Source organism: Diaphorobacter sp. JS3051, assembly GCF_015832135.1.
Lineage (GTDB): Bacteria > Pseudomonadota > Gammaproteobacteria > Burkholderiales > Burkholderiaceae_C > Diaphorobacter > Diaphorobacter nitroreducens.
This window is the reverse complement of the sequence record NZ_CP065406.1, coordinates 3903189-3914472: the sequence shown is the minus strand read 5'-3', so window position 1 is coordinate 3914472 and position 11284 is coordinate 3903189. Positions and strand designations below refer to the sequence as shown.

Annotated in this window: 8 protein-coding genes and 1 tRNA gene; 1 reads left to right on the top strand and 8 read right to left on the bottom strand. The window is 66.2% G+C overall.

The genetic code is table 11. From position 1 onward, the window contains the following. Positions 1 to 74 precede the first annotated feature (74 nt). The 6 genes from clpX to I3K84_RS18590 all read right to left on the bottom strand — a co-directional run bounded on the left by clpX (position 75) and on the right by I3K84_RS18590 (position 8149). Positions 75 to 1340, bottom strand: coding sequence for an ATP-dependent Clp protease ATP-binding subunit ClpX (gene clpX, locus I3K84_RS18615; RefSeq protein ID WP_011804642.1), 1266 nt, complete (start codon positions 1338 to 1340; stop codon positions 75 to 77). A gap of 97 nt (positions 1341 to 1437) precedes the next feature. Beyond that, positions 1438 to 2046 (bottom strand): ATP-dependent Clp endopeptidase proteolytic subunit ClpP, encoded by a 609-nt coding sequence (clpP, locus tag I3K84_RS18610; protein ID WP_015912823.1) that lies wholly within the window; start codon positions 2044 to 2046, stop codon positions 1438 to 1440. Positions 2047 to 2169: 123 nt separating this feature from the next. Then, the gene (gene tig / locus I3K84_RS18605) at positions 2170 to 3480 is read right to left on the bottom strand and encodes a trigger factor (RefSeq protein WP_047351258.1); all 1311 of its coding nucleotides are present in this window, start codon (positions 3478 to 3480) and stop codon (positions 2170 to 2172) included. Between the two features lie 78 nt (positions 3481 to 3558). Further along, positions 3559 to 3645 (bottom strand) — tRNA-Leu (locus I3K84_RS18600). An 89-nt stretch (positions 3646 to 3734) separates the two neighbouring features. Further along, positions 3735 to 6884 carry an efflux RND transporter permease subunit gene (locus I3K84_RS18595; protein ID WP_196995155.1) on the bottom strand — a complete coding sequence of 1050 codons (3150 nt, stop codon included), beginning with the start codon at positions 6882 to 6884 and terminating at the stop codon, positions 3735 to 3737. 11 nt (positions 6885 to 6895) lie between these two features. Continuing rightward, positions 6896 to 8149: an efflux RND transporter periplasmic adaptor subunit gene (locus I3K84_RS18590; protein ID WP_196995154.1), complete on the bottom strand. Its 1254-nt coding sequence runs from the start codon at positions 8147 to 8149 to the stop codon at positions 6896 to 6898. Between the two features lie 87 nt (positions 8150 to 8236). Between I3K84_RS18590 and hpnC the strand changes: the two genes are divergently transcribed. Further along, positions 8237 to 9127, top strand: coding sequence for a squalene synthase HpnC (gene hpnC, locus I3K84_RS18585; protein ID WP_196995153.1), 891 nt, complete (start codon positions 8237 to 8239; stop codon positions 9125 to 9127). Positions 9128 to 9210: 83 nt separating this feature from the next. Here the strand turns inward: hpnC and I3K84_RS18580 are convergent, their stop codons facing one another. Both I3K84_RS18580 and I3K84_RS18575 read right to left on the bottom strand, forming a co-directional pair. After that, positions 9211 to 10377: a glycosyltransferase gene (locus tag I3K84_RS18580; protein WP_196995152.1), complete on the bottom strand. Its 1167-nt coding sequence runs from the start codon at positions 10375 to 10377 to the stop codon at positions 9211 to 9213. Between the two features lie 5 nt (positions 10378 to 10382). After that, positions 10383 to 11273 (bottom strand): UDP-2,3-diacylglucosamine diphosphatase, encoded by an 891-nt coding sequence (locus I3K84_RS18575; RefSeq protein WP_011804635.1) that lies wholly within the window; start codon positions 11271 to 11273, stop codon positions 10383 to 10385. Positions 11274 to 11284: the final 11 nt, after the last annotated feature.

Here is an 11284-nt window from a genome sequence, read left to right as displayed (position 1 = left end):
CTGCACCCAGGTGTTAGCAACATGGCTCGCCGGGCGCATCACTAACGCGCGCGACTCCCGGCGACACACGGCTTTCAGGCGGTCTTGGCGGCCTCGCGATAAACCAGCAAAGGGGCCTTGTTCTCTTCGATGGTGGCCTCGTCCACCACCACCTTTTCCACGTTGGAGACGTTGGGCAAGTCAAACATGGTGCCAATTAACGCTTGCTCAAGAATGGAGCGCAAGCCGCGGGCACCCGTCTTGCGTGCGATGGCTTTTCGCGCGATGGACTTCAACGCAGCGGGACGAATTTCCAGCTCAACGCCTTCCATCGCCAGCAACTTGCTGTACTGCTTGACCAAGGCGTTTTTGGGCTCGGTGAGGATTTGCACCAGCGCGTCCTCGCTCAGTTCGGCCAGGGCTGTGACCACGGGCATGCGACCCACCAACTCTGGAATCAGGCCGAATTTGATGAGGTCCTCAGGCTCGATATCCTGAAACACCTCGGTCAAAGAACGCTGCTTCTTGCTACGCACTGCCGCGCCAAAGCCAATACCGGAAGCTTCAGTACGGTTCTCAATGACCTTTTCCAGCCCAGCAAACGCACCACCACAAATGAACAGAATGTTGGTGGTATCGATCTGCAGAAAATCCTGATTGGGATGCTTGCGTCCACCTTGTGGAGGCACGCTCGCCATGGTCCCCTCGATGAGCTTGAGCAGCGCTTGCTGCACACCTTCACCTGAGACATCCCGCGTAATACTGGGGTTGTCGGATTTGCGCGAAATTTTGTCGATTTCGTCGATGTAGACAATGCCTCGCTGGGCACGTTCCACATCGTAGTTGCAGCTTTGCAGGAGTTTCTGGACGATGTTCTCCACGTCCTCTCCAACATAGCCGGCTTCCGTCAGCGTGGTGGCGTCAGCCATCACGAAAGGCACATCGAGCTGCCGCGCCAAGGTCTGCGCAAGCAACGTCTTGCCCGACCCCGTAGGGCCGATCAACAGGATGTTGCTCTTGGACAGTTCCACCTCGTCCTTACCGGCCTTGTCCTTGTGGCGCAGGCGCTTGTAGTGGTTGTACACGGCGACGGCCAGCGTACGTTTGGCCTTTTCCTGGCCAATCACGTAATGATCAAGGTTGGTCTTGATTTCCGCAGGCGTAGGCAGATCTCCGCGGCCTTCGCGTCCGGCATCGCCGGTGGGCAGCTCATCACGGATGATCTCGTTGCACAGGTCAATGCACTCGTCGCAGATAAAGACCGACGGACCGGCGATCAGCTTCTTTACTTCATGCTGGCTTTTACCGCAAAAAGAGCAGTAAAGGGTTTTTTCGCTGGAGGAGCCTTTTTTCTCGGCCATGGGGGCAATGCCTTATGACTGGGGATGTTGTCAAGATGATAACGAAATAAAAACGGCGTTTCCCACAGGGGGAAACGCCGCGCGCGCCGGCCAAAACTCAGGGGCGCTTGGCAATGACCTGGTCCACGATGCCGTAATCCTTGGCTTCGTCCGCGGTCATGAAATAGTCCCGCTCGGTATCCGCCTTCACCTTCTCGATGGGCTGTCCCGTGCGCTCCGCCAGGATGCGGTTCATCTGATCCTTGGTACGCAGAATGTCGCGGGCGTGGATCTCGATATCCGTCGCCTGTCCGCGGGCACCGCCCAGCACCTGGTGGATCATGATTTTGGAGTTGGGCAGCGAATAGCGCTTGCCCTTGGCCCCTGCAGCCAGCAGGAAAGCCCCCATGCTCGCCGCAAAGCCGCAGCACAGCGTGGACACATCCGGCTTGATGAACTGCATGGTGTCATAGATGGCCATGCCCGCCGTCACGCTGCCACCCGGGGAGTTGATGTAGAACGAAATATCCTTGTCCGGGTTCTCGCTCTCAAGGAACAGCAGCTGCGCAACCACCAGGTTGGCAGTCTGGTCATTGACCTCACCCACCAGGAAGATCACGCGCTCCTTCAACAGGCGCGAATAAATGTCGTAGGACCGCTCGCCGCGGCCGGACTGCTCAATGACCATGGGGATCATGCCCAGGGCTTGCGTTTCCAATGCGCTCATACGTTTCTCCAGTCAGGCGGATACTGTACCCAGAAAATGAATTGGGGCTTGTGCCGCAAAGCACAAGCCCCGCCGGGTTTCGTCCTCACCCCTGGGTCAAAGCCCGGGGCAAGGGCCAGCTACTCAGGCCTGGCCCATCAGTTCATCGAAGGACACGGCCTTGTCGTTCACCTTGGCCTGGCCCAGCACGAAGTCGGTCACATTGTTCTCGATGACCACGGCTTCCACCTCAGCCAGGCGATTGCGGTCGCTGAAGTACCAGCGCACCACGTCCTCAGGCTTCTCGTAGCTGGCAGCCAGCTCGTCCACGTGGGCCTTCAACTGCTCCGGCTTGGCCTGCAGGTTATTGGCACGCACGAGTTCGGCGACCACCAGGCCCAGGCGCACGCGGCGCTCGGCCTGAGGGCGGAACACGTCCTCGGGGATTTCGGCCTTGTCGGCGTCCTTGATGCCGCGCTGCTTGAGGTCAGCGCGTGCAGCCTCCAGCAGGCGGGCAATTTCAGCCTGCACGCTGGCTTTGGGCAGATCCAGTTCCGCTTTGGACACCAGAGCGTCCATCACGGCTTGCTTGTTGCGGGCCAGCAGGCGGAATTTGACTTCGCGCTCCAGGTTCTTCTTGATGTCGGCGCGCAAGCCTTCCACCGTGCCGTCGGCAATGCCGAGCGACTTGGCCAGTTGCTCATTCACCTCGGGCAGGTGGGCCGCTTCGATCTTCTTGACGGTCACCATGAAGTCAGCCGTCTTGCCAGCCACGTCCTTGCCGTGGTAGTCCTCGGGGAAGGCCAGGGGGAAGGTCTTGCTCTCGCCCGACTTCATGCCGCGCACTGCGTCTTCGAATTCCTTGAGCATCTGGCCCTCGCCCACCAGGAACTGGAAGTCCTCGGCCTTGCCGCCCTGGAAGGGCTCGCCGTCGATCTTGCCCTCGAAATCCACCGTCACGCGATCGCCGTCTTCTGCAGCAGCGGCCAGGGCACGCTGTGCAAAGGTACGGCGCTGCTTGCGCAGGATGTCCAAGGTCTTGTCGATGGCGCTGTCGGTCACTTCGGCGGAGAGCTTCTCGACTTCCGCGGTGGACAGATCGCCGATCTTGACCTCGGGGAACACCTCGAACACGGCCTCGAAAGTCACTTCGCCTTCAGGCGCGCCGTCCTTCTCCGTGATGCGGGGCTGGCCTGCCACGCGCAGGTTGGCTTCATTGGCGGCCTGTGCAAACGCCTCGCCCACCTTGTCGTTCAGCACTTCGTATTGCACCGAATAGCCGTAACGCTGAGCCACTACGCTCATAGGGACCTTGCCGGGACGGAAACCATCCATCTTCACCGTACGGGCCAGGCGCTTGAGGCGCGCGTCCACTTCGGTCTGGATCGTGGTCAGGGGCAAGCTCAGCGTGATCTTGCGCTCAAGCTTTTCAAGGGTTTCAACAGTTACGGCCATGGTTGTTCCTAGTGTCTGGATGTGGACCGTGCCGACTTGCAGTGCAAGCCTGCACCACGTTCCGCCAAAGTCTCACGTTGGTGCGCGGGGGGGGACTCGAACCCCCACACCATTGCTGGCGTCAGGACCTAAACCTGGTGCGTCTACCAATTTCGCCACCCGCGCAGTTCTGAAAGCCACCCGGATGGCAGGCACAGCAGGCCACCCCGGTGAAATAGGTCAAACGGCAGATTTTACCCTGTTGCGGCCCGCCTTTAAATGGAATCGGTTATCGGCGCTCCGGGATCGGGCCGCCGCACACGAAACCACGCGGCGTACATCGCGGGCAGTGCCAGCAGCGTGAGCACCGTGGCCACGACCAGTCCACCCATGATGGCCACGGCCATAGGCCCCCAGAACACGCTGCGCGACAGCGGGATCATGGCGAGCACCGCCGCCGCCGCCGTCAGCACGATGGGCCGCAGGCGCCACACGGCCGCCGCCACGATCGCGTCCCACGCGGGCACGCCGGCCGCACGGTTGAGCTCGATCTGGTCGATCAGGATCACCGAATTGCGCTGGATCATGCCCATGAGAGCGATAACCCCCAACAGCGCCACAAAGCCGAAGGGCCGGTTCAGCAGCAGCAGCGCCGCCGCCACTCCCGCAATCCCCAACGGGCCGGTGAGGAACACCAGCACGGAGCGGCTGAAGCTGTGCAGCTGCAGCATCAGCAGCGTGAACACGATGAACAGCATGACGGGCACGCCCGCCACGATGGAGGCCGAGCCCTTGCTGCTCTCTTCCACCGCACCCGCGACCTCGATGCGCACGCCGTTCTCACCGGCCGCCTGCCAGCGGGCCTCCAGCGCGCGCAGCTCGGGCAGCAGTTGCGCCGTGACGGTGGCGCCCTGCAGCCCCTCCACCAGGTCGCCCTGCACGGTGATGGCGTAGTTGCGGTTCCAGCGCCACATCACCCCCGGCTCCCAGGTGAACACGGGCCTGGCGATCTGCGTGAGCGGAATGGAGCGGCCCGAAGCCGTGGGCAGGTAGGCGTTGCCGATGTCGGAGATCGCCTCGCGCTCGTCCTGCGCCTGGCGCAGCACGATCTCGATGAGCTTGTCGCCCTCGCGGTACTGCCCCACCGTGGAGCCGCTGAACATGATGCGCGAAGCCTGGGCGATGGACTGGCTGGTCACTCCCAGCGCGCGCGCCTTGTCCTGGTCCACCTCCAGGCGAACCACCTTGACCGACTCGTTCCAGTTGTCGTTCACGCCGATCAGGTTGGCGTTGCCGCGCATCAGCGCCTTCACCTCGTCGGCGCGCTCGCGCAGCACGGCCGGGTCGCTGCCCACCACGCGGAACTGCACCGGGTAGGGCACGGGCGGGCCGTTGGGCAGCAGCTTCACGCGGCCGCGTGCCTCGGGGACCTCCTCGGCCAACAACCGGGGCAGGCGCAGGCGCAGCGACTCGCGCTCGGGCAGGCTCTTGGCCAGCACGATGAACTGCGATACGTTGGGCTGGGGGAACACCTGGTCCAGCGGCAGGTAAAAACGCGGGGCGCCCGAACCCACCCACGCGGCCACGCTGGCCACGCCTTCCTGCTCCATCAGCCGCTGCTCTACCCGGCGCACCACGGCCTCGTTGGCTGCGAAGGAGGTGCCCTCGGGGAACCACAGGTCCACCATGATTTCCGGCCGGCTTGAGTCGGGAAAGAACTGCTGCTGCACGCGCCCCATGCCCACCAGCCCCAGCGCAAAGATGCCGATGGTGGCGGCGATGGTGATCCACCGGTGCGCCACGCACCAGTCCACCATGTGGCGGAAGCGGTGGTAGAACGGCGTGTCGAACACCTCGGGCGGCGGCGCATCGGGCGCATGCGGCTTCACCTTCAGCAGCAGCGTGCCCAGGTAGGGCACGAAATAGACCGACACGATCCACGACAGCACCAGCGAAATCACCGTCACCGCGAAGATCGCGAAGGTGTATTCGCCCGTGACCGACTTGGCGATGCCGATGGGCAAGAAACCCGCGGCCGTGATGAGCGTGCCGGTGAGCATGGGCTTGGCCGTCACGTCATACGCAAACGTGGCCGCGCGCACCTTGTCGTAGCCCTCCTCCATCTTGCGCACCATCATCTCCACGGCAATGATGGCGTCGTCCACCAGCAGCCCCAGCGCGATGATGAGCGACCCCAGCGACACCTTGTGCAGCCCTATTCCCAAATAGTGCATGGCCAGGAAGGTCACGGCCAGCACCAGCGGGATGGTGATCGCCACCACCAGCCCCGGCCGGTAGTCCACGTGCCAGCCAAAACGCCCGCCCTTGTGCAGCCCCAGCGAAATGAAGCTCACGGCCAGCACGATCACCACGGCCTCGATCAGCACCTTGATGAACTCGCCCACCGAATCGGCCACGGCCGCTGGCTGATCCTGCACCTGGTGCAATTGCACGCCGGCCGGCAGCCGCGCCTGGATGTCGGCCGCTGCAGCGCGCAGCGCCTTGCCCAGCCGGATGATGTCGCCACCCTTGGCCATGGAGATGCCCAGGCCGATGACCTCGTGCCCCTGGAAGCGCACCTTCACCCCCGGCGGATCGACATAGCCCCTTCGCACCTCGGCGATGTCGCCCAGGCGCAGCTGGGCTCCCGAGCCGCCGCGGATCGGCATGTCACGCAGCTGCTCCACGCTGGTGAACTGCCCGCCCACGCGCACCTGCACCACGTCCTGCGGCGACTGGATCGCGCCCGCGCTCTCCACCGCATTCTGCGCACCCAGCTGCTGCAACACCGCGTTGAAGTCCAGCCCCAGCTGCGCCAGACGCTTTTGCGAGACCTCGACCCAGACGCGCTCGTCCTGCACGCCGAACTGCTCGACCTTGGCCACGTCCCTCACGCGCAGCAGCTGCTGGCGCACGTCGTCGGCGAAGTCCTTCAGCTCGGCATAGCTGAAGCCCTCACCCTGCAGGGCGTAGATCACGCCGTACACGTCGCCGAACTCGTCGTTGAAGAACGGCCCCTGGATATTGCCCGGCAGCTGGTAGCGCATGTCACCCACCTTTTTGCGCACCTGGTACCAGATGTTGGCCACCTCCGCCGGCTTGGACGAGTCCTTGAGCTCGAAGATGATCTGCGACTCGCCCGGCTTGCTGTAGCTGCGGATCTTGTCGGCGTAGGGCACCTCCTGCAGGGTGCGCTCGATCTTGTCCGTCACCTGCTCGGCCACCTGCTGCGCCGTGGCGCCGGGCCAGTAGGTGCGCACCACCATGGCGCGGAAGGTGAAGGGCGGGTCTTCGTCCTGCCCCAGCTGAAAGTACGCGGCGATGCCCAGCACCATCAGCACCACCATCAGGTAGCGCGTGAGCGCGGCATGTTCCAGCGCCCAGCGCGACAGGTTAAAGCCCTGCTTGGGCTGCGTCTGCTGCATGGGGCGGCTCCTCAGCGAGCGGCAGCGGAGGCCGCTGGCGCTTCATTATTAATAGCTGGTAGCGCTTGTCCTTCGGGCGTTGGAGCCGTTTTTGGCTTGTAAACCGTCACCACCTGCCCCGGGGCCAGCACATGCACGCCCGTGGCCACCACCTGCATGCCGGGGGTGAGGCCGGCGGCGATCACGGCCTCGTTGCCGTCGGCCGTGGCGATCTGCACCGGCTGCAGGCGCACGGTGCCGGTGGCACTGCCGTTCTTGGCCTCATAGACCCACACCACCGTCTGGCCGCCCTCCTGGCGCAGGGCGCTGGTGGGCAGCTTGATCGCCTGCACGCCGCCCCGCGCCAGCACCTGCGGCGCCACATACACGGTGGCGCCCAGCGGCGGCACGTCCGCGCCCTCCACCGCCACTTTCACGAGGAAGGTGCGCGTCACCGGATCGGCGCTGGCCGCCACCTCGCGCACCCGGCCCTGCAGCAGCGCGTCGCCCGACCAGGCGCGCACCTGCACGGCCTGCCCTGCGCGCAACTGGCCCACCTTGTCCTCCGGCACCGAGAACACCGCGTCGCGCGGGCCGTCGCGAGCAATGCGCACCACCGGCGTGCCCGCAGACACCACCTGGCCGGGCTCGGCGTCAACCGACGTCACCACCCCCGGCGCATCCGCCACCAGGCGCGTGTACTCGGTCTGGTTGCCCTGGGAAGCGAGCTGCGCGCGCGCCTGGTCCAGCGAAGCCTGCGCGGCCTTCAGCTGAGCCTGGCGGCGGTCCAGCTCCGCCCCGCTGATGAAGTTCTGCGCGCGCAGCTTGGAAAAGCGCTCGAAATCCGCCGCGGCCAAATCACGCTGCGTGGTGGCGGACGCCACCTGGGCGCGCGCGGCCTGCGCAGCCAGCTCATAGTCGCGCGGATCCAGCTGCGCCAACACCTGGCCGGCCTGCACGCGCTGGCCCAGCTCGGCCTGGCGCTGCACGATCTTGCCGGCCACGCGAAAACCCAGGCGCGACTCCACGCGCGCGCGCACCTCGCCCGCGTATTCCAGGTGCATCTGCAGGGGCGCCACGCCGACGGTGAGCAGTTTCACCGCGCGCACCGGCTCTGGCGCCGGCTCGCGGCGCGAACATCCCGCCAGCGCCAAGGCAGTCACGGCCAGCACCAGTGCAGCACCCGCCACGCCGCCACGCGGCGGCCACAAAAAAACCCCGCGGCGGGGTTGCAATGAAGACGGGCCCGGCAGGCCCGCGGCGCGCTGTGCGACAGGGTGGGTCATGGAAACATCCGGCATGCCAAATTACTGACTGACTGGTTAGTAATCTATGAGAGGCCGTTCGCTCTTGTCAAGCACGACAATGGCCGCGTGAAGCATCCCGAGTCCCCCGCCCCCCTGCGCGATCCGCGCACCGCGCCCGCCGAGGCGCCGCCGGTCACGCACTACGAGAACTTTCCCGTGGCTTCGCTGCTTTGCCCGCCACGGCTGCGCCCGCCGATCGCCGCGATCTACGCGTTTGCGCGCACGGCCGACGACATTGCCGACGAGGGCACGGCCACCGCCGCCGAGCGCCTGGCCGACCTGCGTGCCTACCGCGCCGAGCTTCAATCCGTGGCGGCCGGGCACTCCCCCCAGACGCGCTGGGCCGCCGTGTTTGGGCCGCTGCAGGCGGTGTTGCGCAGCCACCAGCTGCCCGTGCCGCTGCTGGACGACCTGCTGGACGCCTTCATGCAGGACGTCACCCTGACCGAGGCCGGCGCCACCTACGCCGACCGCGCCGCGCTGCTGGACTACTGCCGCCGCTCGGCCAATCCCGTGGGGCGCCTGCTGCTGCACCTGTACGGCGTGCACGGGCAGGACGCACTGCGCGAGAGCGACGCCATCTGCAGCTCGCTGCAGCTCATCAACTTCTGGCAGGACCTGAGCGTGGATCTGCCCCGCGGGCGCCATTACCTCACCGATGCCGACTGCGCCGCCCATGGCGTGGCGCGCGCGGACCTCGCGGCGCAGCGCCGCTCCGCCGCCAGCGACCGACTGGTGCTGGACTGCGCCGCCTGGGCCCGCGCTCTCATGCTCCAGGGCAGCCCCCTGGTACACCGGCTGCCCGGCCGTGTGGGGTGGGAGCTGCGCCTGGTCGTGCAGGGCGGTCTGCGCATTCTGGACAAGGTGCAGGCGCTGGATGGCGCCAGCCTGCTCACGCGGCCGCGGCTGGGCACGCTCGACTGGCCCCGCATGCTGGCGCGCGCCGCGCGCATGTAAGGGCCGCCCCACCCGCTGCAGCAGCGCGAGCGCGCGGGGGTCAATGGCCCCCATCACCGCATCGCGCGGCGCGCGTGCAACCCTCAGGCCACCCAGCGCCCGGCCCATTCGGCGCGGGCCTGCGCATGGCGCAGGATCTGCGCCAGCGCCTGCGGCACTTCGGCCGCCGCACGGTTGTGCATGCGCCGCGTCGCGGCCTGGTAGCGCGGCAGGTCGGCCAGCAGGGCCTGCACGCCCGATGCGATGGACCGGAAGCTCGGCAACACCAGTCCCAGGCCCTGCTCACCCACCCATTCCGTGCAGTAACGCTCCTGCGGCATGGTCCACGCATTGCGCGTGACGATGGGCGGCAGCCCCATGTGCACCGCCTCGCTCAGGCTGCCGCTGCCCGGCTTGCCGATGAAGAAGTCCGCCAGCTGCATGACGCGCGCCATCTCGCGCGTGTATTCGAGCACCACGGTAGGCGCGTTGCGGCGCAGTACCCGCAGAGCCTGCGCCAGGGCCGCGTTGCGCCCGCAGGCCAGGATCAGCGGGGTGTCCGTCAAGCGGCGGGCTATCGTCACCATCTCCCTGGAACCCTCGGAGCCAAACAGCACCAGCCCCACGGGGCGCTCGTCCAGCCCCAGCCGCGCCCGCTCGGCGGCACGATCCTGGTCCACCGGCGCATGGAACTGCGCACTCAGCACCATGCCCGAGGTTTCCCAGATGCGGTGGGGCGGAAAGTCCGCAGCGCGCGCCTGGTCCACGGCATAAGGCGAGCCACAGACCACGATCTGCTGGGTTTGCGGCTCCATCCAGAAGCTGGGCGGGCAGTCGGCCAGATCGGTCATCACCGTGACGTAGGGCACGCCTGGCAGGGCCTGCTCCAGCGCGTCGGCCATGGCGCGGTTGAAGTTGGGCACCAGCGACACCACCATCGCCGGCCGGCGTGCCGCCCAGTGCCGGCGCAGCGACTGCATGAGCCGCTGGTGGCTCCAGCGGATCATGCCCTGCAGCAGGCGCAACTCGTGCGTCAGCCCCAGCGTCCAGCCCCGGGCCAGGCGCTTGTTGTAGACGTCTTCCGGCTCCATGCCCGTCCACTGGCGAAAGCGCGCGTTCGGGTCCAGCACCTCGAAGAGATTGGTGCGGCACACCTGCCACGGCAGCCCGGCGCGGGCGATGGCCGCTTCCAGCGCCAGCGCGGAGGTGCGGTGTCCGCCCCCGGCATTGAAATAGATCAGCTCGACCAACGGGGCAGCTTCAGGCGCCATGGACTTCAATCGGTAGTGACAGGAATGGGTTGCGGTAGTTCTGCGCCGCTCTTGCGCTGCACGGGCATGTGCTGCGCCCAGTGCAGGATCTCCAGGCGCCCATCGGCGTGCTCGGCCAGCGCGCTGAGGCTTTCCACCCAGTCGCCATCGTTGGCATACAGGATGCCGTCGATGTCTCGCAGCTCCGCATGGTGGATGTGCCCGCACACCACGCCGTGCAGGCCGCGCTTGCGCGCTTCGCGCGCCACCGCGTTCTCGAAGTCGCCCACGTAGCTCACGGCGCGCTTGACCTTGAGCTTGAGATATTTGGACAGCGACCAGTACGGCAGCCCCAGGCGCGCGCGCAGGGTGTTCAGGTGCCGGTTGAGCTTGAGCGTGAATTCGTAGAGCGAGTCGCCCACATGGGCCAGCCACTTGGCGCACTGGATCACGCCGTCGAACAGGTCGCCATGGATCACCCACAGTGCGCGGCCGTCGGCCGTCTCGTGCACCCAGTCCTCGGCGACGGCAACGCCGCCGAAGTTGAGCTGCACATAACGGCGCGCAAACTCGTCGTGGTTGCCGGGGATGAAGATCACGCGCGTGCCCTTGCGGGCCTTGCGCAACAGCTTCTGCACCACGTCGTTGTGCGCCTGCGGCCAGTACCACTGGCGGCGCAGTTGCCAGCCGTCGATGATGTCACCCACCAGGAACAGCGTCTCGCACTCGGTGTGCTTGAGAAAGTCCAGCAGCGCCTGCGCCTGGCAGCCGGGCGTGCCCAGGTGCAGGTCGGAGATCCAGAGCGTGCGGTAGCGCAGCGGGGGGCGCGCCGGGTCGCATGCATCATCCGCTGGGTCGTCCGGCGGCCGGGCCGCCGAGGATTTCCAGGCGTTCAGGAAGGCATCGTCGCGCATCATGAACAGGCATG

Excerpts from the sequence above, each read along its gene's own strand:
- clpX (WP_011804642.1), bottom strand. The coding sequence starts at position 1,340 with ATGGCCGAGAAAAAAGGCTCCTCCAGCGAAAAAACCCTTTACTGCTCT.
- clpP (WP_015912823.1), bottom strand. The coding sequence starts at position 2,046 with ATGAGCGCATTGGAAACGCAAGCCCTGGGCATGATCCCCATGGTCATT.
- tig (WP_047351258.1), bottom strand. The coding sequence starts at position 3,480 with ATGGCCGTAACTGTTGAAACCCTTGAAAAGCTTGAGCGCAAGATCACG.
- I3K84_RS18595 (WP_196995155.1), bottom strand. The coding sequence starts at position 6,884 with ATGCAGCAGACGCAGCCCAAGCAGGGCTTTAACCTGTCGCGCTGGGCG.
- I3K84_RS18590 (WP_196995154.1), bottom strand. The coding sequence starts at position 8,149 with ATGACCCACCCTGTCGCACAGCGCGCCGCGGGCCTGCCGGGCCCGTCT.
- I3K84_RS18580 (WP_196995152.1), bottom strand. The coding sequence starts at position 10,377 with ATGGCGCCTGAAGCTGCCCCGTTGGTCGAGCTGATCTATTTCAATGCC.
- I3K84_RS18575 (WP_011804635.1), bottom strand. The coding sequence starts at position 11,273 with ATGATGCGCGACGATGCCTTCCTGAACGCCTGGAAATCCTCGGCGGCC.